Source organism: Chlamydia sp. 04-14, assembly GCF_036632095.1.
Classification (GTDB): Bacteria; Chlamydiota; Chlamydiia; order Chlamydiales; family Chlamydiaceae; genus Chlamydia.
In genome coordinates this window covers 507,139-528,446 of sequence record NZ_JAPYKW010000001.1, presented here as the reverse complement: position 1 = coordinate 528,446, position 21,308 = coordinate 507,139, and the positions used below count along the sequence as shown (strand labels likewise).

Sequence of the window (21,308 nt, the reverse complement as noted above, 5' to 3'; positions counted from 1 at the left end):
GAGGTTTCCCTCTCCCTACATTTTATAATTTAGAATGAGAAGAGATAGCTATTGATAAATTTATCTGCTTCTCCAGCGATATCCTTAAGCTCAGGGAAACTCAACAAACGCATACCTTCTTGAATGCTTAACCATTGAGTATCACAGATTTCATTTGGATCTGCATGCACATCCCCTTGAACTTCTGCTAAAAAGTAAGTAACTTCTTTGCGAACAAATACTTCGTTATCGTTAAAAGAGTAGTGTTCTACAAGAACTTTTGGGAGAAAATTGACTACACTTAAGCCTGTTTCTTCAACTAGCTCTCTTTCTGCAGCCTCCTGAGGGCCTTCTTTATCTTCAGAATGACCTTTAGGGAATCCCCAATGCTTGCCTTGGGTATGGCAGATAAAACAAGCCTTCAGTGTACTTCTATCTGGAGTACCAAAAAACTTTATGGGAATAATACCAAAAGAGTATTCATACTTTGTCTTCATCATAATTAGGGTATATACCTCGAGAATAATATCGTTGAATTATGTCCACCAAAACCAAAAGAATTCGACATAGCAACGTCAATATCCCAATCCTGGGCCTTGTTCGCAACCACGTCAAAATCATCAATTTCTGCAATCGGGTTCTCTAAATTAATCGTAGGATGTAATTTGCCCGTTTGAATTGCTTGAATTGTTGCAACAGCTTCGACTCCTCCAGCCGCTCCCAGACAATGGCCTATAAGAGACTTTGTGGAATTCATTCGTAAGTTTTTCACATGACTACCGAAAGCTTTTTTCAATGCTAAAACTTCCGATATATCTCCTAGAGGAGTTGATGTTCCATGAGCATTAATATAATTTACGCGTTCTTTAGGAATGCCAGAACTTTCTAGAGCTCCAAGAACACATGACGTGATGCCCTCTCCATCATCTCTAGGAGCTGTAATATGGAAAGCATCACAAGTAGTATAGGAACCAAGTATCTCCGCATATATCGGAGCGCCTCGCTTCAAAGCATTCTCTAAAGTTTCTAAAACTAAAACTCCAGCTCCCTCACCAATAACGAAACCATCTCTATCTCTATCCCAAGGACGTGAGGCTTCTTGAGGAGCATCATTCCTTTCCGATAAAGCTCGATTAGCAATAAAACCAGCCAATCCGACACGGTTCACTGCAGCCTCAGTTCCACCACAAACTATCATGTCAGAACGTCCGGAAACAAGGTGTTGGTAAGCTGCATCAATACAATAATTCGAAGTTGCGCATGCTGTAGATATGGAATAATTCGGACCCATAAGACCAAAATCCATAGCAATAAGCGCAGGAGCCATATTAGTAATAATATAGGGTATGAAAAAAGGAGAAAGCTTCTTATTGCCTACAATAAGACGCTCCATGCCTTCGTCTAAAGTCTGCAATCCTCCCATACCAGAACCTATGATAACACCACAACGGGAGGGATCAGCGGGAAGATTATCTTTGTCCCATCGAGACATTGCAATAGCTTTTTTAGCTGCAACTACTGCATAAGTAATAAAAGGATCAACTCTGCGGGCTTGTTTTTTATCTAAATAAGGCTCGGGATTAAATTCAGGAATCCAAGCGGCGAAACGGGTAGCATAATCTTCGCATGGAAAAGAAGTGATTGTATGAACGCCACTGATACCAGCAAGCAAATTATCATAAAAGGTGTCTATTTCATTGCCTAAACAAGAAACAACACCCAATCCCGTGACTACTACACGTTTTTTATTCATAAAGTTATTCTACCCCGTTAAGAAGCTAGAAGCTTGGATGTAATAATGGAACCGTCTTTCCACAACTCTTCCAATCGATATTGTTCTCTGATGGACGAGACAAATAGATGAACGACGATAAATCCGTAATCTATAACTACCCAGTCACCATGGCTTAATCCCTCTACATGCAAAGGAGCGAGATTATATTCTTTTAATTCGTGCACGATAGTGTCTGCCAAAGCTTTTACATGTACACCGACATTCCCTTCAGCAAAAATAAAATAATCTGTGAGCTGAGAAACGGCACGGACATCTAAGACAACAGGGTTATTGCCCTTTTTGTTATCAATAACTTTGGCAATTACTTTTAATAAATTAAAGCAAAATAATTCCATAGAAACTGGCATGAGAATACTCGATTATCTAGGATAAGGTCGAGCTTTTTTTCTTAAGTTAAATAATATTCCAATAATACTTTCTGGCCATTTTTCTCAGTCTTCCCTTAGGCCGCACTACAGTTTTCTCCTCACCTAGAAGAAGAAAAGGCAGGTCCAATATGTGATCTGAGAAAGTATGACTTCTTGCCCGTCCTATTTTTTTAAGGTGGCTGAGTATTTTCGCCTTATTATCCCCAGTCAGACATTGATTTGCAAGCATTTGCCCTCTAGAAAACTCTTGAAATCCTGAGGCATAACACATATTCGCCCCAAGTCTCTCGGCTATGGGTCGAACAATAAAATCTGGAGATGAAGAAAAGATCATGACTTCTCCTGAAGAATCCTCCAAAGCTTCATGAAATTTTTCTAAAGCGGGGTAATAAAAATCTTTTTCACCCAGCGTATGAGCAAACTCGATTGCCATAGAAGAAAGTTCCTCAAAAGAAACCGAGGTGAGTAAAGAAGAGACGATTCGGGAATAAAATGAGGGCAAATCTAAAAAAAAAAATCGAAAACGCAGAAAAAACAAACAACAAGAAGGAAGGGTTTTATAAGAGAATAAGCGACGCCCCAAGGCGTATTTATAAAACCCTATACTGCTATTACCTCGTAGCAATGTACCATCTAAATCAAAAGCATATATACAAGATCGTCTCATGTTAACTGCTGAATTTGTCGCTTTAGATCAAGAATCCCTTGATCCAGTTCCTCCAAAGCGCGTTTGTCTTCTTCAACTAGAGCACTATATTGCATGGCGCGGTCAAAATCTAGACCCGAAGATCCAAGAAGTTTTTTATCTTGCTCTAATTTATCTTTTAATTCCTTGCGACGCTCTTGTCTCTGAAACAAAACCTGTCGCATATTTGTGAGCTTTTCACGAGAATCAGGAGAAGACAGCAGTTGTTCTTCAAAAAACGCTGCTATATGCTGCAAAGTTAGATTTAATCGATTATCTAAGGCTATTCTTTCCGAAGCAGATAGAAAAACTGCTTTGGTTAAAGATTCTTTCAGTTCTTGCCATTCTGAACGTGCTTCTGGATGAATATCTCCAGAAATACACTTTTCAGAAAATGCATGGATCTTATCAGTTAATTCTTTAATAGCTTCTTGTCTGATTTGTTTGTCTCGAGCCAATTGCTCCTGATAAACTTGTTCTGCAGCATCTTGTTTTTCGCGAAGCTTTTCAAAAAGAATTTGTAATTCGGCCTTTAAAGCAACCACATCGTCATGAACCAAATCTAGAGCACGTATACGTTTTGCAGCTGCGTCTAAATCTTTGCGAATTTTGAAAAGATCACCGCCCTCTTCCAACACTTGAGCTATACTTGTTAATTGCTCACGAACATCTTTAGAGTTTTCCGCCGATGTGACTCTTAACCGACTTTGCTCCTGACGAATTTCTTTTTCTAAGCCTTTAAGCTGATCCCAGCATTTGCTTAGTTTCAAACGGGTATCAGAAAATACCGTTGAGGAAACAGCTAAGCATTTAGCAGCTTGCTGTAGATTTTTGATTTCTTTCCGTAAAAAAAAAACGGAACGCTTTAGCGTATCTTTATCCGCACGAGAAAAATACTTGGAAACGAAAGATTCAACATCTTCTGAAAAAGCTTCACTGACCTTCTCGATAAGTTCTTTTCTTTTCGGAAACACTTGATTCCCTAAAGAGGATAAACGCTGGAAAAACTTACTTTTCAGCCGCATGCGCATGCCAACATTCATCAACTCTTTTCGCAAATCAATAATTCTTGCCGAAAAACTACTTAACCAAACTAATAAAGCATGCAAATCTTTATAAAAAGTCTTGCGTTTTTCCAAAGTCTGAGTCTCTAAAAATACGGACTGTTCTTCTTGTACTGTCAGAGGATTGGTTCCGTCTAAGAAACTAGTTATATCTTGCTCAAGGCAAGATATGGCTAACTCAATCTGTCCAACAACAAAAGTCCCTTCTTCATCTTGTAAGGATTTAATATGCCGTCCTTCCTTCGTTAAATCAATGTAGCGACGCCAAAATTCAGCCCGCTTACCAACGTTTTCTACTTGATGGAATAATGGAAGACAATGCTTTCGTATCGCCCAAAATAGCTTTAAATTCGCTCCTTGGTTGTTTCTTAAGGCTTGTTCCATTTTCTCTAAACTAAAAGCCACTTGGTCTTCTATACACGAAAATCCAGTTAACTCTTGAGTAAATATGGTAAAGGATTCATTAGTCATTGCGGCGTTAGAAATATCATCACGTTTGGATTTCGATTCCTCACTAGAAACCACTATAGAACCTTGTTTTGCTTCTAAAGAATGAAAGCTGTTGTCTGAAGTATCCATAATAACAACTTAGGGTGTAGGGCTTGACAAAGAAATAATGAATAGAAGATAAAGTTTGCCCCCGTACTACATTATCGTCAATCGTTTTTATGAACTTATCTACTAGAATTTCCTTTGACGAAGGATTGGAGTTATTCAGGGCAAGTCCTTTAGAGAAACTACAGGAACTTGCGAATATTTTGCGTGAGCAACGTTATCCTGATAATAAAGTCACTTATGTCCTAGACGCCAATCCTAACTACACCAATATTTGTAAAATTGATTGTACCTTTTGCGCGTTTTATAGAAAGCCTCACTCCTCTGATGCATTCCTTCTTTCTTTTGACGAATTTCGTTCTTTAATGCAACGATATATATCTATGGGAGTTAAAACTGTGCTTCTTCAAGGAGGGGTCCATCCAAGATTAGGTGTGGATTATCTCGAAGAATTAGTACACATCACTGTTAAAGAATTCCCCTCTCTTCATCCTCATTTCTTTTCTGCTGTCGAAATTTCACATGCAGCCATAGTTTCAGGAATTAGCACGGAAGAAGCTTTGAAAAGACTTTGGGAAGCGGGACAGAGGACTATTCCCGGAGGTGGAGCAGAAATTCTCTCTGAGCGTGTACGCAAAATCTTATCACCAAAAAAAATGAATCCCGATGGATGGATCAACTTCCATAAGCTCGCCCATCGTTTAGGCTTCAGGACAACAGCTACTATGATGTTTGGGCATATAGAAACTGCTCATGACATTCTTCTACATTTAGAGGCTCTAAGAAATGCCCAGGATGAAATTCCAGGATTCTATAGCTTTATTCCTTGGAGTTACAAGTCTGGGAATACGGCTTTAGGGCGTAAAGTTCCTAATCAAGCACCTCCCGAGATGTATTACCGTATTTTAGCTCTCTCTCGAATCTTTTTAGATAACTTTGAGCACATAGCTGCTTCTTGGTTTGGAGAAGGGAAGGAACAAGGAGCTCGTGGGCTACACTATGGGGCAGATGATTTCGGAGGAACAATTATTGATGAAAGCGTACATAAGTGTACGGGATGGACTTTAAAAAGTTCAGAAGAGGAAACTCGTGCAATGATTGCTTCCGAAGGTTTCATTCCTGTAGAAAGGAATACATTTTATGAACATATCGAGACACCTGCGTATCAACCGTGAAGGAAATAATCTTCTGCGATTTTTTCCGCGATAGCTTCTGCTGTCAATCCTAGAGTAGTTAGCTCTCGAAACATTGGATAGCGTTTAAACCATGTTCTTTGTTTCTTGGTATACTGCCAAGTATTTGTAATGAATTTTTGTTTCACAGCCTCATAGGACTCTTCAGGAGATCCTTGATCAATAAATTCGATCCATTCTCTATAGCCTATAGCTTTCGATGCTGAGGGGTTCTCTCTTATGCCTTGCTCAAGCAATCTATGCACTTCATCAATTAGATTATCTTCTAACATCTTCTGACAACGCAATTGAATGTTATCCCGCAAAAGCTCTTTTGGAGACGATAAAAACCAACCCCGACAATTATATTCCCTAGATTCTTGAGCCTCCATGCTCCAGTTGTGCTCTGAAACCTTCTTGCCTGTAAAATGGATAATTTCTAAAGCACGAATGATTTTATTCTTATCATTCTTTGTAATGCTCTGAGCATATTCAGGATCTTTCTGACAAAGGTTCTCATACAAAGATGATAGTCCATGTTCATGAATATAAGAAGCAAGCTGATCTCGAAATTCACGATCTGCAGGCGGTCCTTCGGGAGGCCCCGAAAGAAAAGTATGAAAGTAGAACCCAGATCCTCCAACAAGGATAGGGACTTTATTCCTAGAAAGAATATTTTGACATGCCTGCATAGCGTGATAATAAAAATCTACTGCATTAAAAGGTTCTTGGACATGGCAGATATCTATCAAATAATGAGGAATACGCTGTCTAGCTTCTATGGACACTTTTGCTGTACCGACATCCATACCACGATAAACTTGCATGGAATCTACAGAAATAATTTCACCATCGATCATAGGCGCTAGACATAAAGAAACATCCGTTTTACCTGATCCTGTGGGTCCTGAAAGTAAAATCACAGTACGTTTAAACAGTTTTGTAAATGACTTTTGCGGATCTAAGCAGACATCACATCCTGTGGATGTTATAGCATTAGATTGAAATTCAGGAGCACGCATATGCAATAGGATTAAAATTTAGTGAAACATTCTTGTTCTGATTGGCAAACAGGCAATAATTGATCAACACCCGCTATGCGAATAACATCCGCAACTACATTTTGAACACAACAAATACAGAGAAGACCTTGGCGAGATTGTAATAATTTAGACAGTGAAAATAGAAGACGGATCCCAGCACTGCTCATATAAGTAACTCGTTGAAAGTTCAGCACTATTTTAAGCTTGTCTTCTTGTACTTTCTTATCTAGAAATGCTTCTGCCCTTGGTACAGAAACAGCATCCAAAGCTCCCTCCAAATGAACAACAAGAATATCACCATACTGTTTAGTTAACCAATCCATACAAGCAACTCCAAATAGTATCTCGCAAATATTAGGGATATTATTTACGATAAAAATAAAAAACAATGCGCACCCATGGTAAGAAGCTTTATAAAAATGCTTTTTTCTCCTGGACCGAGATACTCTATCTCTTATGCATTACTGTGCATTTTCCTTAGCACCCTGATTTTTATCCCTACCATTCATTGGCTTTTGTTTCCCGAGACTTTTTCGTTCCCCACAACAAAAGCGCTCCCAATTAAAAATATTTTCTTAGTTTCATCATCTCCTTCTAGAATTCCCGAAGTTATTTTTTCAGAAACATTACAGCTCTCAGCAGATAACCCAACCTTCTTACATCAATTTACAACTAAGAAAGCAGAGGCTACTTTAAAAGATCTAGGTATATTCTCTTCTGTAGCCATAGAAAAGATTCCAGATAATAAGGGAATTATCATCTTTTATTCTCTGCATTCTCCGATTGGGTATCTAGGGAATCAAACGAATACTTTAATTAATCATTCAGGAGAACAATTCCCCTGTTTGCCTTTTTTCAAATCCCAAAAACTTCCCAAAATCTTTTTTTCTAAAGAGGATATGAATTCTTTTATTTTACCTTCATGGAAAATAGACATCGCGTCTCTTCTCATTGAAGAGCTCAAAGAAGACCCTCCTATAATCATCGATTTATCCTCTACAGAAACGTATCCTATGGAGATAACTGTAACTTTATCTTCAAGGAATCTTTTAAGATTCCAATACCACGCATTACGCGAGGGATTAAAAAATTATCACCTCACTCAAAATAGCGCTGTAATTGACTCTCAACAATCTTATGTCTATGATTTAAGATTTCCCAACCATTTATTATTAAGTAAGATATGACTCCCATAATCATCTTTACTCAGTTACCTTCTCAAGAAGAAGCCGAACATATTTCTAATACTTTAGTGATTCAGAAGCTTGCTGCCTGTGTTCATATTTGTCAAAAAGGGAAATCTACTTATATGTGGGAAGGCAAACTCTGCGTTGCCGAAGAATATCAAATGCAAATCAAAACAACATCCTCTCGATTTTCAGCTATTTCTACAATCATTCAATCACTTTGTTCTTATGATGTTCCTGAAATCATTTTTGTTAAAATTGACGATGGAAATGAGAAATATTTACAGTGGTTATCTCTAGAAACTGCCCCACAAATGCCTCAGGAATGAATAAATCTTGACGTTTTTTCTAAAATAGGTATAATCTTTTCCGGAACTTTGAAGGATACATAAGTGTCTTATTCTTTTTTTCCACATCTCAATTTAATTTGGATTTTATGGAAGAGTTTGTAGCATATATTGTAAAGAATTTAGTTGCTGATCCTGAAGCTGTGGAAATTCGTTCTATTCAGGATGAGTCAGGTGAATCTATAAAACTAGAGATACGTGTGGCTCCCGATGATATAGGGAAGATCATAGGTAGACGAGGAAATACCATACACGCACTAAGAACTATTCTTAGACGTGTGTGCGCGAGATTAAAAAAGAAGATACAAATCGACTTGATTCAACCCGAAGGAAGCAGAGAATCTGTTGACGAAGACGAGGATGCTTCTAGCGGTTTTTGTCTTGATTCAAGCAACTCTGATGACTCAGGAACGGCCCATCAATGTTGTGGCCGAGGCAACTGCTGTTCAGCTGATGAGGAAGATATAGAAGCATCTTCAGCGCATCACAAATGCAGTCATAATCACCATTCTGAATAACATTCACTACTTTTCTACATTTCATAAATAGAGTTTGGCAATAGCTAAAAACCCCTTCGCGGAGTTTTTAGCTCTTCGCGGTTAATAAGAAGCATTGCTTGTCAAAAGTGCTGCTGACTTTCTTCTTCTGATCAAACTTATGTAATCCCGATATAACTAGTTGATGCACGACTTGTTCAAACGTCCATCCCAAGCGAACAAAATCATGTAGAAACGGACTAGATTCTGTCATTCCGGGAATAGGATTCATTTCAGAAAGCCAAAAGTTTCCTTCTTTATCTAAAAAGAAATCGATTCTACAAGATCCTCTACCTTGGATAACACGATACATACGTTCTGTAAGTTCTTTTACTCGTGTTTTAGACTCTTCAGAAAGATTTAGATCATATTGTATTTTAGCACTAGATTTACCATTTAATCCGTATTTCTCTTCGTAATCAATAAAGCCTTTTGATCCACGACGTTCGTGTGGTTCAGAAATATAATAACAGCTGCATGCATCCCCAAGGCAGGATACTTCGATTTCTCGAGATCCTAAACGGTTCTCTTCAATAAACACGTCAGTATCGTATAGAAATGCTTCAGATATTTTTGATTTCAGTTCTGTTTCATTATGAACTTCAAACACGCCAATACTTGATCCCAAATGAGCTGTTTTCACAAACATAGGGAAAGTAAAAGCTTCCAAAATCTTGTGCATACATAATTCTGGCGTCCGTTTCCAAGCATGTAAAGTTAACGGCTGATAAGGAACCACGGGGATCCCTACAGAGGCTGCAAGGCGTTTCGTCATAATCTTATCCATACTGATAGCCGAAAAGAGCAATGATGGCCCTCCATAAGGCTTATCAATAATTTCTAGGAATCCTTGAAGCGTACCATCTTCCCCACAAGGACCATGTAAAATTGGAAGAATAAAATCTAAACCAACTAAAGTCTCGGTAATTTCTGAAGATAGCACATGATGACCTGTCCTCTCGCAATGACTTTCTTCATCAAGATTCGATACTTTCGACCATAATCCCTGACGATTGATAACGAAATACTGCACGTCATAATATTCTGAGGAAAGATACTGAATAACATTTCTTGCGGATAATAAAGAGATATCGTGTTCGCAAGATTGCCCGCCACAAACCATCCCAACAGATAGTTTTCTAGGTTCAAAATCCTTTAAAGCATTTCCTACAGCATAAATATTCCCTGCTCCTAAAGACACACAGACATCATGCACCCGGATTTCCCGTTTTAAATACTCTACAACATTATCATAAGGAACATAGGTACAGCAAACATGAGAAGATAAAGAAATTGTCTTAGCTAGTTCCTCAGGAGAAGGTAAATCTAATGGCGTTTCCCCAGCACTATAGATATCTGTAAGGATTACTTCGTCAGCATCTTGAAAAGCATTGAAAAACTCTTCTAAACAGTATTGCAACCTAGAAAATCTATGAGGCTGGCATATAGCAACTATACGACGCAATCCTACCGCATCTCGTAGTGCCCTTAAGGTACAAGAAATCTCAGAAGGATGATGGGCATAATCTTCAAGGAATAAAAATCTTTCAGAGGTATTCTTTCTTTCCATGCGTCTTTGCACCCCAGAAAAACCTTTTAAAGCCTCTCTAATGCTCGACTCTTCAATACCAAAAGTTAATGCTATCCCTGTGGCTACCGCAGCATTTGCAATGTTATGCTTGCCTATCAAGTTAAGATCTATATCTAGATACTCTTTTCCCAGAAAAGATAGAGAAAAAATAGAACGCCATCCTTCTTGACGATGCGAACAAATATGCAGATTGCAATCTTGAGAAAATCCATAGGATGTTCCAGAAATCCTTCCCTTAAGCTCTGGACAATCACCATTATAAAAACATAAGTTCGGGTTATCAACTTTACGAGAGAACTCTTCGATCGTTAATGCAAGTTTTTCCTTACTTCCTTCAAAATTACTTAGATGTTCATTATCTAAATTTGTAACGACCGCAACCTTAGGAAGATAATGTTTTAAAGAACCATCACTTTCATCAGCTTCCGCGATAAAGTATTCTGACGTTCCCGAATATCCATTTAAACACAGAGAATTTAACCCTCCAATAGCATAAGAGGGGTCTTTTTTTGCCGTTTGAAAAATTGCTGTAATTAGAGAAGATACGGTGGTTTTCCCATGACTTCCAGAAACTAAAATGCTGGTTTTCTCCTGCATCAACAAGGCAAGAAGCTCAGCACGATGTAATATAGGCAGCTGTTTTCGTAAAGCTTCCTTATATTCTACGTTATCCTTAGCAATTCCCGATCCATAGACAATAGTACAATCTTGAGGAACATGACTTTCTTGATGTCCGCGAAAATATGTGGCGCCCTTAGCAATAAGTTTATCTACAATAGCACCTTGATTTAGATCACTACCTGATACGGAATACCCACGGTCTAATAAAATATGAGCTAGTGCACTCATTCCTATTCCACCAATACCTATAAAATGATAATGGATTTTCCTATCCATAGATTACCTATAAACATTCACAAATAAATTGATAAAAAGACTTCGAGGATTTGTTGTGATAATAAGCTCGCAACGCTTCCCGCCTATTTTTAATAGTTTCAGAATCTAGAGCAAGCAAAATATTTTTAGTCAAAACCTCTTGAGAAAGTTGTTTTTCTAAAATCATCGACCCTCCTCCTATAGTATAGACAAGGAACTTTGCGTTTTCCTCCTGATGTCCGTAAGCCCCTGGATAGGGAATGAGTATTGAAGGACTTTGCGCCCATAATAACTCATCTAAAATTGTAGCTCCTGCACGACTAATTACAAGATCTGATGAAAGTAAAACATTGAGCATATCCTGTTCGAAATGTTTTACACAGAAAGATACGCCACCACGACTGTAGACATGCTGTATAGAAACAACATCACCTTTCGGTCCTGCAATATGGTGAACATACATATTCGGATAATCCTTGGCAACATCTACAAGAGCAGATGGAACATAATCATTTAATGTTTTTGCTCCTTGAGAGCCCCCTACAACACAAACTGTTGGAGAATGCGATGTGAGACGTTCTACAATAGGGCTAAAAGAAGAGAAAGCTCTTTTTGGTAAAGTTATCTCTTGTGAAGGACAGCGAAAATTCTTAGTTACTGGAGAGAAAGATACCCCCACACCTTTAGCAAAACGTGAGAAGAGCTTATTGACTTTACCGGGGACAAGATTTTGCTCATGTAAAAATATAGGAATTTTCTTTTTTAGCGCTGCCATCAATACAGGAAGAGAATGATAACTCCCAAATCCAATAACAACATCAGGATCAAAAATAATGAGCTCTTTTTTAGCTTTCTTGTATCCCTTGTATAAGGAACATGTTCTACGAATAGCTGTTACAGGGTTAGTAATTATTGGCAAGGCTGAAGGGATTTCTTTATAATGTATATCTTGTTCATAAAGATTTGGATGATTATCCAATCCCTTCCCTAAAAGAAGAACGTCTATACCCTCTTTACAAAATGCTTCTCTTGTTGCTAGAGCCGGAACTATATGTCCTCCCGATCCTCCGACGGCTAAAGCTATTTTGCTGATTTTCTTCATCACACACCCTTAATAGCAATGTAACACCACACATATTAGCAATCAAAGAGGATCCTCCCTGACTGAAAAAAGGAAGATTGACTCCCTTACTTGGTAATAATCCTGATACAACGCCTAAATTCATAAAAGCTTGCATTCCGATGATTACTGTAATAGCTATTGCTAACGAAGCTGCTTCCAAAGAAGACGCTCGAATAGCAACCACATAACCGCCATAAACAAAATACATATATAGCAAAATCAAAAGCAGCATGCCAATGAAACCAAATTCCTCGGCATATATAGCAGCGATATAGTCATTTTGCGCTTCCGGTAAGTAGGTAAGCTTTTGTAGACTTGCTCCTGGTCCCTTACCTAATAACCCTCCTGATCCTGCAGCAATTTTTGCCTGATACGGTTGATGACCTCGCCCTTTAATATCCAACTCCGGATGAAGATAAACATTTAAGCGATGCCTCACGTAAGGCATCCTATAAGCAAGAGCACCTCCCACAACAAGGATACATAGCAAAGGAAGCAACCAGTAACGCAGCCGCACAGATGTCATAATAAATACAGGGATCAAAGAAAAAGCAATCACAGCTGCAGAACCATTGTCAGGCTCTATGGCAATCAATAGAATAGGGATGAATAACGTTGTAGTTAGCTTAAGGAATAATTTAAAATTTTCTCGATATTGAGGATGGAAAACGAGGTACTCTATAGCTACACAAGGGACAAGATATTTCACGAACTCAGAAGGCTGTAAAGTAAGTTGTCCTATGCCCAACCAACGTTTTGCACCATTTCTACATACTCCTACCCCGGGAATTAAAACAGCAATAAGAGCTATTCCTGCAATCAGTAATAATGTAGGACTCATTTTTAGGAAATCTTTCCATCCTGTCATATAAACTAAAGAGGAAAGGCTCAATCCTAACAATAGATAAGTAATCTGACGAATTAAAGCTTTATGCGTACTACAAGCGAGAGAACGATCTAGAATTTCAGCTGAGGAAGTATCAAAAACCATAACTAGACCCAGAGAAAAAATCCCTAGCAGACATGAAACAATAAACCACTTCATATTGGGCCTAGAGGAAGATTACCGTATACGCAACTGATCTCCAGGTCTGAGTTTGCGTGCCTTATGTTCGTCAAGATCATTCATCCTTAGCAAGTCTTCTAGACGGATATGATTACGTAAAGCTATAGTCCAAGGACTATCGCCTTCTTGAACAGTATAGAAATCTTCAGCACTGGAGACTTTCACCTGAGGCTTTTTAGTTTCTTCTTGCTTATCAGAGACGGGCACCTTTAATACCTGACCTATCTTCAATTGTGTAGAAGATAAATCATTAATCTGCATAAGAACAGCTACAGTCGTATGATTTGCTTTAGCAATACGCTCTAGGAAATCTCCTTTTTTCACAATAACCGTCGCATAAGCTTCTTTTTTAGGAGCTTCTTTAACAATTTGGGCTTTTGGTTCAGGAGCTATCGGATTTGGAATTGCAACAGAAGGAGTTGTTTGAGGAACACTAGGTGTTGGAGAAGCTTTGACAACTACAGGTTTATTTTCTGCAAACTGCACTGCCAATTCCTCTTTAGAAACACGTTGAGGAACAGTCTCTACGGTAGGCTTTTCAACCTTTTCTACTTTTTCTTGTACTTTTTCCATAGAAGCAGGAACAACTTCAACAAGCTTTGCTGGCAAAGGAGGAAGCAATACATCTGTATTTTTCTTATCAGCATGTTTTGCTGTAGTGAATAATACTAGCACCAAAACTGCATTCACTAAAGTTGCAATTATAATCGTATCTCTACGGTTCATACTTTTAATGCCTCCATGTCACCAACCAATTGCTTAAAGCAATCTCCTCGTTCCTCAAAGCTCCGAAACTGATCAAAACTAGCACACCCGGGAGATAATAGTATTACATCACCAGGCTGTGCGATACTCTGGGCTATGCTTACCGCTTCTTGTAGATCTCGGGCTTGAGTTAAAGGAAGACTACTAGATAAAGCTTGGGTAATTTCATTTCGACATTCCCCCATAGCCACAATATGTTTTACCGTTTGAGTAAGGACTGGAATCAAAGAAGTAAAATCACTCCCTTTGTTCCTTCCGCCCAAAATAACAATGATGTTTTCTTTTAGTGCTATCAGAGCTTTTTCTACAGAGCTCATAGTCGTAGCCTTACTATCATTGATATAACGCACGCCATCTTTTTCTCCCAGATATTCTATTCTATGGGGAGGTTTTTCAAAGGTTTGAATTGCCTGTAAAAACACTTCCAAAGGAATGTTAGATATCTCATTAGCTAAAGTGTAAGCCGCGCAATAATTATTCCTATCATGCAAGTATAGTGGTTTTAATGCACTCCCTTTATCTAAAATTGAAGCTATTTCTTTAGTATGCTCCAAATAGGATTTTCCAGATGAAACACCCTCCCCAACCCACAAAGACTTAGATGATTTTAAACATTTAGCAATGTTACTTTTTGCTTCACTATAGGCCTGCAAAGTTTGATGATAATCTAAATGATTATCAGAAACATTTAAGATAGCGGCTCCTGATAGTACAGGAACCTCTATTTCTTGTTCAGTCAGTTGAAAAGAACTAATTTCAACAACACGAACACCTTTTTGACGCATTGCCTGAAGAATAGGCACACCTATATTCCCCATGGCAAAAGCATTAGTTCCTATAGAATGGAGTAAATGGACTAAAAACAATACTGTTGTTGTTTTTCCTGCAGATCCAGTTATTCCAATGGAAGGATATTGATGAAATTCTGGATCTTGAAAAGCAATCTGAACATCAGTGACGATGGGAATTTCTCTATGTTTTGCTTCGATTACTAAACGATGTGAAGGTTTGATCCCCGGGGAACGTACAAATAAATCTATATGTTCAGGAAATTCTTCTGTGTTATCTAGATAGCGTTCATGAAAGAAACTACAAGAATTTAGAGCATTTAAAGATCCATCGATTCCAATAACATAATCTCCTCGATTACGCAGAAATTCTGCCACAGATCTTCCTGTAACCCCTGCTCCTAAAACTATAACACGTCGGTTATCCACAAACTATCTCCATAAGGCTGCAACAATTCCTACAATCATACAAATTAACCCCGCTATATAAAAACGTAGGACAACTTTCGTCTCAGGAATACCTTTATACTCATAATGATGATGTAATGGGGAACATAGAAAAATACGCTTTTTCCTCAATCGATAGCTACTAAGTTGTAAAATTACTGATCCGGCTTCTGCAACGAAAACACCGCCCAACAAAATTAAAAGCAATTCCGCACGGAGCATAACAGCACAGCTACCTAATATTCCTCCTATAAGCAAGGAACCTGTATCACCCATAAATACTTGAGCAGGAGAACGATTATATTTTAAGAAAGCAAAGCTTACTCCCACCAATCCAGCTAGTAGTATAGAGACATCTTGCGCTAAATGAATTGTTGGATCTGCAAGAGCAACTACTAGCAAACCAAAAGCACTCATACATGTAGTTCCTGCTGCCAAACCATCAAGACCATCCGTAAGATTTACAGCATTGCTAGTACCTACAATTGCTAACATCGCTAAAACAAAATAGAAAAGTTTACCTAAAACACAGTTTGCAAAAGAAATCGTCCCTAAAAAAGGAACCTTTAATGTGTAAAATAGAGCGTTACCTTTATATAGAGAAAATATAGCTAGAACTGTGAGAGCAGAGATTAATAGTTGTAAGACAAATTTCTGTTTTGCTGTTATTCCATGTCCCTTTTTTCTTTTCTTTTTTACTATATCGTCATACCAACCTAAAGCTCCCCAACTGACTATGAGAAATACGAATAGCCATGTTGAAAGTTTCCCTAAGGGGAGCCAAAAGAACACAGTGCTTAATAGAACGATACAAAAAAGTATCCCCCCAGCTGTAGGTGTATGCTTTTTATCCTGATGTAGGATCTCTAGCTTCTCACAGTGTTCTTTATGCACTTGATCGTAATGATTCTGTTTTTTCAACCACCATATCACAGGCTTCCCTAAGAAAATCCCTAGGAAAAATGCTAGACCAAATACTGTTAGCAATAAGGAAATCCACGATTCACTAAAATAACGAAATACAGAACTCATAAGTAAAGTATTAAAAATTAAAAACAGCTCAATAGAGATTCTAAAGCTAAAGATCGTGATCCTTTTAACAGGACAATATCTCCTTGCTGAACGACTTTCTTTAGAATCTCTTCTATACTCTGAGCAGATGGATGAAAAGAAATTTCACAGGGACCCTGTTTTAATAAATGCTGAATCGGCAACCATTTTTCTCCAATGAAGAAAATAATACTTGCTTTTGATAAAGCTTTTTTAGCAACAACGGTATGACCTTCTTCAGAATAATTTCCTAATTCTGCCATATGACCTAAGATGAGTATAACTTTCCCTCCTTCTGAAGGATTAGGAATCGCATCCAAAGCAGCAATCATCGCTTCGGGGCAGGCATTATAAGCATCATTGATTACTTGAACACCGTTGCGCATGCTTTGTTCAAAACGCATGGGAGGGAGTTGCAAATCACAACAAGAGTGGACAATCCTATCGACAGGAACATCAAGAAGCCAAGCCAAGGATAGAGCTATTAATAAATTACTATAGGCCGGCTGATATGGGAAAGAAATTGCAAAATCTATATCACCTTCAGGGGTACTTATAATCACGCTATCTTTGCGAATAGCTTTATAATAAAAATCAGCAGTTTCGTCATGAATAGCAAAGGAAAACTTCTCAGAAGACGAGGACTGTTTTACAAAGTGAGAATACCAAGGAGAATCTTTGGGGAGAAGTTGTACACGACTATTTCGTAAAATACGCGCCTTTTCTTCAGCAATGCCTTGAACTCCTCTATCAGAGAAATTCATAGCGTGTTGATCCACCACATTGGTAATTACAGAAACCTCAGGCTCTACTATAGAAAGTAAATCCTTCATATTTCCTGGTTCAGAAACTCCCATTTCTAAAATTATAAAATCCTCATCACCGTCTGCCATTAATAAGCTTAAAGGAACAGTAAGTTGAGAGTTATAACTTTTAGGGCTGGCATACACTCTGTATACTGAAGAAAGGAAAGTTCTCGCAAATACTTTTGTTGTTGTCTTTCCAATGGATCCGGTAATACCGACGATTGTTCCCTGAAATAAATGACTTTGATTTTCTCCAGCCTCTTTCAAAGCTTCCGTTGTGTCATTAACAACAATTAATTCTAAACCGAACGAATCTCCACAATAATCTTTAGAAACAATTGCTGCTACAGCTCCAGCTTGGGCTGCTTGTTTGAGAAAACGATGCCCATCTGTACATTGTCCAGAAAGAGCAAAGAATAAGTCTCCCGGACGCACTTGACGACTATCAATAGCAACCCCAGAAATCTTTTTCCCAGACCTTCGGTATTTCACATCGGATAACATTAACGATACCCAATCTTCTAATAAGATAGATCGCATTCCTCAGCCTTTTGTCTCTTATTAAAATACATCTACTCAGAACTATATTGTTGGAATAGACATATCATTTATGAGTTCTAGGATTAAATCAGAGAGCATCTCAAATATTCTGTTCGTTAATATAAATAAATAGACTACATGAATGCAAGCAACGTTATGATACTCTGGCAAGATTTCCTACTGACTATAAAATCGTATTTCGCTTAAACTAGGGTTTCCTTGCGTTTTTTGGTGGCATAGCCAAGCGGTAAGGCCGAGGCCTGCAAAGCCTCTATCCCCGGTTCGATTCCGGGTGCCACCTTTCTTTTCATCTTAAGGTATTGTACTCTAAAAAGTGACTTGGTAGTGTGAGTTTTGCTTAAAAATTCTTTAGAGGCTACCAATGTTAGACAAGGAAAATTCCCTGTATGATACAGATAAAAAACTTTTCCTTGGAATAGACAAAGTTTTCCACTCCATTAAGGATCACTACGGCCCTATAGCTTCGTCTCTATCTTTTTTCGAAAATGAAGGTTATCTAGCTTTATCGCGTATAACCCTAGCAGATCCCCATGAAAATATTGGTGTAGAATTTGCCAAAGCCATGGCGAAGAAAATCCATAAGAAATATCTTGATGGTGTCACTACTGGTATCATTTTACTCTACACTCTTCTTAAAGAAAGCTATCTTCTTTTAGATCAAGGTTTGTCACTTTATAAGCTCTGTGCCGCTTTAAAAAAAATGGGAGAGAAGCTTCTGGTGTCTTTGGAGTCGCATTCTTGGCCCTTAAAAGATAGTAATAAAGCCAAGGGAATCATTTTTTCTGCTTTTCCAGATTTTACAATTGCCACAGAGCTAGCGGGAGCTTTTTCAGCCGTAGGTTCTGAAGGCTTTATTTCGTTGTCACAACTTGCAGTATCCAATATACAGATCACCCAGGGATTAAAAATCCCTTGTGGTTACATATCTCCTTATTTTATTTCTCAATCTACACAGCGTACAATCATACTTTCTCACCCCCGTATCTTCGTTACTGATAAAAAAATTACTTCAGCACTTAGCTTCCTTCCTCTATTACAAGAATTACAAGAGAATGGTGAACAACTACTTATTTTCTGCAAGGGTATAGATCAAGATGCTCTTGCCACATTCACTGTGAATAAGTTCGAGAATCTTCTACAAATTGTTGTTGTTGATTTGAATCATCCTTCTCTTGATCCAACTTTTTTCGAAGACATCACCTTATTCACAGGAACTACAGTTTTCTCTCAAAACTTTTCTCCCGTTATGCGACTTCCTGAATGTGCGTCTTTAGGTTCTTGCGCCTCTGTAGAAATCTCTGAAAAAGAAACCGTCATCATTCGTGGAAATAGCGTGTCTGAAGTTCTAGCATTAAAAATACATCAGATAGAGGAAGAGATACGCACTAGCTCTTCTCAAGAAATAAAAACCTTATTAATAAAAAGAAAACATCGCTTACAAAGTTCTGTCGCTATTGTTCCTGTTCGTGAAGAAAATAAGTTTTTCTATTCCTTAGCGCTCTCCGCACTAACATCTGCTTTAGATAAAGGTTATGTTCCTGGAGGTGGTGCGGGTTTATTCTATGCTTCTTTAAATCTATCTGAAGAAGAGGAAGCAACCGAAGAGGAACGAGGAGCCATGAATGTTATACAAGCATGTTGTCGGGCACCCCTAGGACAATTAGTCAATAATTTAAAATTAGACAGCAGCATTGTTATCAATAAACTCTTATCGCTATCGACTCCTAGTCTAGGTATGAACGTCCTTTCACAGCAGATTGAAGATCTCATTGCTTCGGGAATCTTAGATCCTTTAGCTAAAGTATCGGATATTTTTTCCTTAGCTTTAGAGACAGGATTAAACATACTTTCATCAAAAGTAATCATTAATGATACGAAGTAAACTGTCTGGAAATCTTTTATATTCAGAGGCAAAGTTTGTTGCTCTCCAAATATTTTTTAATATTTTGAGAATACGCTACTTTTCTGCAATTTCAGAAGACCTGTAAATAAAGCAGTTAATAAGAAAAGCCCAACACAGTACTATGTCTACTTTAGTATTTTATCCCAGAAATATTTCAGAATGAGGACACTGTTTCCCTCCGTTCTAAATATTAGAAGAACACGTTATCTTTGTTCTCTTGGAAATAAAATCTCACAATTATATTTCCTTTCCCTTTGAGGAAAGAACTCAAATTGTTGTTAAAGATTCATGGTAAAATACAGGGATCTTAAAAATAGTTTAGCATAGAAAAAAGGATTTCTTTTTTTATTAGCTCCGGTGCTTATAGAATGAGGATGCCCTTGGGGAAACAGGTGATATGCATAACAAATCTTCAGAAGCTTATCGTATTATTCATATCTCTGATGTGCATTTTTGTGTCTTTCCCAAGAATCCATTAACCTGTCTTAATAAAAGATTTAAAGGAGCATTACGCCAAGTATTTGGTGGTGTTACATTCCAATCATCAACTATATCCGAACGCTTTCCTGACTTAGCAGTAAAATTACAAGCTGATAGTGTTTGTATTACGGGAGATTTTTCTCTTACAGCTTTGGATGCAGAGTTCCTACTTGCTCAAAATTTTGTGAGCAACCTAAAAGAGCATGCTTCTGTCTATGTACTTCCTGGAAATCATGACGTTTATACTCAGAAGGCACTGAATCATCAAACGTTCTATCAATACTTTCCTAATACGCAATTACAAAATGAACAAATCTCCTTTAATAAACTTATAGACCACTGGTGGCTAGTCTTATTAGATTGTTCTTGTTTGAATGGTTGGTTCTCAGCGAATGGTATGATAAGGTCATCTCAAATTTCTGTTTTAGAGAATTTTATTCTTAGTCTTCCTCCACAAGAAAATATTATCATCGCTAATCACTACCCTCTTTTACCTACAAAAGACCCCTCTCATGATTTAATTAACCACCTACTTTTACAACATGTCCTGAAAAAGTATTCTAATGTACGTTTGTATCTTCATGGACATAATCATCAGGCTGCAGTTTACAACTGTAAAGATCATGCACCGAATATGATTTTAAATAGTGGTTCTATCTCATTACCCTCTAATGCGCGCTTTCACATTATAGACCTATACCCTCAAGGCTATCATGTTTATACCGCAGCAATAACAAATCTCTTAGACACAAAAGAACCTTTAGAGATCTCTATAGAAGCTAGTCTGGAGTCGTGGTAATTTCAAAAAAAAGAATAAGATGAAAATAGAAGAAACTGTGTAGAAAAACTACACACCTTCTTCATAAATTTTTTCTGCGACAGCCCGAAATACTTCTGGAGTATCAGGAATTTCGCAATGAGAAATGTCACGAGTAGATTCCGGCATAGCCACGAGCTTTTCAACCCAAACTTTCCGTTTTTTTTGTTCTTCAAGAACTAAAGCCTTATCTCGTAATTTTTTAAGTAGCTCTGCTTCTGCAGATAGCTCTTTTGTTTTTTTTGTTTCCATATCACGGAATCTAAAAAAATCATGTTTTTTACACAACAGAACTTCTTATAAC

At 37.9% G+C, this 21,308-nt stretch carries 21 protein-coding genes and 1 tRNA gene; 7 read left to right on the top strand and 15 right to left on the bottom strand.

Annotated elements, in window-relative coordinates; translation table 11 throughout:
* Positions 1-29: 29 nt before the first annotated feature.
* Genes O6937_RS02340 through O6937_RS02320 form a run of 5 tightly spaced genes read right to left on the bottom strand, consistent with a single transcriptional unit; the run spans position 30 to position 4,470 of the window.
* The gene (locus tag O6937_RS02340; protein ID WP_332390063.1) at positions 30-479 is read right to left on the bottom strand and encodes a bis(5'-nucleosyl)-tetraphosphatase; all 450 of its coding nucleotides are present in this window, start codon (positions 477-479) and stop codon (positions 30-32) included.
* Positions 480-481: 2 nt separating this feature from the next.
* Positions 482-1,732, bottom strand: coding sequence for a beta-ketoacyl-ACP synthase II (fabF, locus tag O6937_RS02335; protein WP_332390062.1), 1,251 nt, complete (start codon positions 1,730-1,732; stop codon positions 482-484).
* Positions 1,733-1,749: 17 nt separating this feature from the next.
* On the bottom strand, positions 1,750-2,109 hold the full coding sequence (gene rsfS / locus O6937_RS02330) for a ribosome silencing factor (RefSeq protein ID WP_332390128.1): 360 nt from the start codon (positions 2,107-2,109) through the stop codon (positions 1,750-1,752).
* Between the two features lie 58 nt (positions 2,110-2,167).
* Complete coding sequence (locus tag O6937_RS02325) at positions 2,168-2,809, bottom strand: haloacid dehalogenase-like hydrolase (protein ID WP_332390061.1); 642 nt, start codon at positions 2,807-2,809, stop codon at positions 2,168-2,170.
* Positions 2,806-4,470, bottom strand: coding sequence for a hypothetical protein (locus O6937_RS02320; RefSeq protein WP_332390060.1), 1,665 nt, complete (start codon positions 4,468-4,470; stop codon positions 2,806-2,808). The genes O6937_RS02325 and O6937_RS02320 overlap by 4 nt, the downstream gene beginning before the upstream one ends.
* 89 nt (positions 4,471-4,559) lie before the next feature.
* Between O6937_RS02320 and mqnC the strand changes: the two genes are divergently transcribed.
* Positions 4,560-5,621, top strand: coding sequence for a cyclic dehypoxanthinyl futalosine synthase (gene mqnC, locus O6937_RS02315; RefSeq protein ID WP_332390059.1), 1,062 nt, complete (start codon positions 4,560-4,562; stop codon positions 5,619-5,621).
* Here the strand turns inward: mqnC and miaA are convergent.
* Positions 5,612-6,640 carry a tRNA (adenosine(37)-N6)-dimethylallyltransferase MiaA gene (gene miaA / locus O6937_RS02310; RefSeq protein ID WP_332390058.1) on the bottom strand — a complete coding sequence of 343 codons (1,029 nt, stop codon included), beginning with the start codon at positions 6,638-6,640 and terminating at the stop codon, positions 5,612-5,614. The two genes, mqnC and miaA, sit on opposite strands and share 10 nt — an antisense overlap.
* Before the next feature lie 11 nt (positions 6,641-6,651).
* Positions 6,652-6,984, bottom strand: a complete 333-nt coding sequence (locus O6937_RS02305) for an STAS domain-containing protein (protein WP_332390056.1) — start codon at positions 6,982-6,984, stop codon at positions 6,652-6,654.
* A 75-nt stretch (positions 6,985-7,059) separates the two neighbouring features.
* Here O6937_RS02305 and O6937_RS02300 point away from each other — a divergent pair, with 75 nt between their 5' ends.
* The 3 genes from O6937_RS02300 to O6937_RS02290 all read left to right on the top strand — a co-directional run bounded on the left by O6937_RS02300 (position 7,060) and on the right by O6937_RS02290 (position 8,713).
* On the top strand, positions 7,060-7,848 hold the full coding sequence (locus O6937_RS02300; RefSeq protein ID WP_332390055.1) for a hypothetical protein: 789 nt from the start codon (positions 7,060-7,062) through the stop codon (positions 7,846-7,848).
* The gene (gene cutA / locus O6937_RS02295) at positions 7,845-8,177 is read left to right on the top strand and encodes a divalent-cation tolerance protein CutA (RefSeq protein WP_332390054.1); all 333 of its coding nucleotides are present in this window, start codon (positions 7,845-7,847) and stop codon (positions 8,175-8,177) included. Before O6937_RS02300 ends, cutA begins: the two co-directional genes overlap by 4 nt.
* Positions 8,178-8,284: 107 nt before the next feature.
* Entirely contained in the window at positions 8,285-8,713 is a 429-nt protein-coding gene (locus O6937_RS02290) for a KH domain-containing protein (protein WP_332390053.1), read from the top strand.
* A 67-nt stretch (positions 8,714-8,780) separates the two neighbouring features.
* Here the strand turns inward: O6937_RS02290 and O6937_RS02285 are convergent, their stop codons facing one another.
* The 7 genes from O6937_RS02285 to O6937_RS02255 are packed head-to-tail and all read right to left on the bottom strand — an operon-like array spanning position 8,781 to position 17,783.
* Positions 8,781-11,219, bottom strand: a complete 2,439-nt coding sequence (locus O6937_RS02285) for a bifunctional UDP-N-acetylmuramate--L-alanine ligase/D-alanine--D-alanine ligase (RefSeq protein WP_332390052.1) — start codon at positions 11,217-11,219, stop codon at positions 8,781-8,783.
* A gap of 7 nt (positions 11,220-11,226) precedes the next feature.
* The gene (gene murG, locus O6937_RS02280; protein WP_332390051.1) at positions 11,227-12,303 is read right to left on the bottom strand and encodes an undecaprenyldiphospho-muramoylpentapeptide beta-N-acetylglucosaminyltransferase; all 1,077 of its coding nucleotides are present in this window, start codon (positions 12,301-12,303) and stop codon (positions 11,227-11,229) included.
* Positions 12,212-13,366 carry a putative lipid II flippase FtsW gene (gene ftsW, locus O6937_RS02275; RefSeq protein ID WP_332390050.1) on the bottom strand — a complete coding sequence of 385 codons (1,155 nt, stop codon included), beginning with the start codon at positions 13,364-13,366 and terminating at the stop codon, positions 12,212-12,214. The genes murG and ftsW overlap by 92 nt, the downstream gene beginning before the upstream one ends.
* A gap of 18 nt (positions 13,367-13,384) precedes the next feature.
* A complete protein-coding gene (locus O6937_RS02270) occupies positions 13,385-14,113 on the bottom strand; it encodes a LysM peptidoglycan-binding domain-containing protein (RefSeq protein WP_332390049.1) in 729 nt (242 codons plus the stop codon).
* Positions 14,110-15,369: a UDP-N-acetylmuramoyl-L-alanine--D-glutamate ligase gene (gene murD / locus O6937_RS02265; RefSeq protein ID WP_332390048.1), complete on the bottom strand. Its 1,260-nt coding sequence runs from the start codon at positions 15,367-15,369 to the stop codon at positions 14,110-14,112. Before murD ends, O6937_RS02270 begins: the two co-directional genes overlap by 4 nt.
* A gap of 3 nt (positions 15,370-15,372) precedes the next feature.
* Positions 15,373-16,419 carry a phospho-N-acetylmuramoyl-pentapeptide-transferase gene (mraY, locus tag O6937_RS02260; RefSeq protein ID WP_332390047.1) on the bottom strand — a complete coding sequence of 349 codons (1,047 nt, stop codon included), beginning with the start codon at positions 16,417-16,419 and terminating at the stop codon, positions 15,373-15,375.
* 17 nt (positions 16,420-16,436) lie between these two features.
* Positions 16,437-17,783: a UDP-N-acetylmuramoyl-tripeptide--D-alanyl-D-alanine ligase gene (locus tag O6937_RS02255; RefSeq protein WP_332390046.1), complete on the bottom strand. Its 1,347-nt coding sequence runs from the start codon at positions 17,781-17,783 to the stop codon at positions 16,437-16,439.
* A gap of 230 nt (positions 17,784-18,013) precedes the next feature.
* On the opposite strand from O6937_RS02255, the gene O6937_RS02250 reads away from it, so the two are divergent.
* The 3 genes from O6937_RS02250 (at position 18,014) to O6937_RS02240 (ending at position 20,986) form a co-directional block, all read left to right on the top strand.
* Positions 18,014-18,084, top strand: a tRNA-Cys gene (locus tag O6937_RS02250).
* 81 nt (positions 18,085-18,165) lie between these two features.
* Positions 18,166-19,686, top strand: coding sequence for a variant chaperonin GroEL3 (gene groEL3 / locus O6937_RS02245; protein ID WP_332390045.1), 1,521 nt, complete (start codon positions 18,166-18,168; stop codon positions 19,684-19,686).
* A 418-nt stretch (positions 19,687-20,104) separates the two neighbouring features.
* Positions 20,105-20,986 carry a metallophosphoesterase family protein gene (locus O6937_RS02240; RefSeq protein WP_332390044.1) on the top strand — a complete coding sequence of 294 codons (882 nt, stop codon included), beginning with the start codon at positions 20,105-20,107 and terminating at the stop codon, positions 20,984-20,986.
* Positions 20,987-21,034: 48 nt separating this feature from the next.
* Here O6937_RS02240 and O6937_RS02235 read toward each other — a convergent pair whose 3' ends face one another.
* Complete coding sequence (locus O6937_RS02235) at positions 21,035-21,256, bottom strand: hypothetical protein (RefSeq protein ID WP_332390043.1); 222 nt, start codon at positions 21,254-21,256, stop codon at positions 21,035-21,037.
* Between the last annotated feature and the right edge of the window lie 52 nt (positions 21,257-21,308).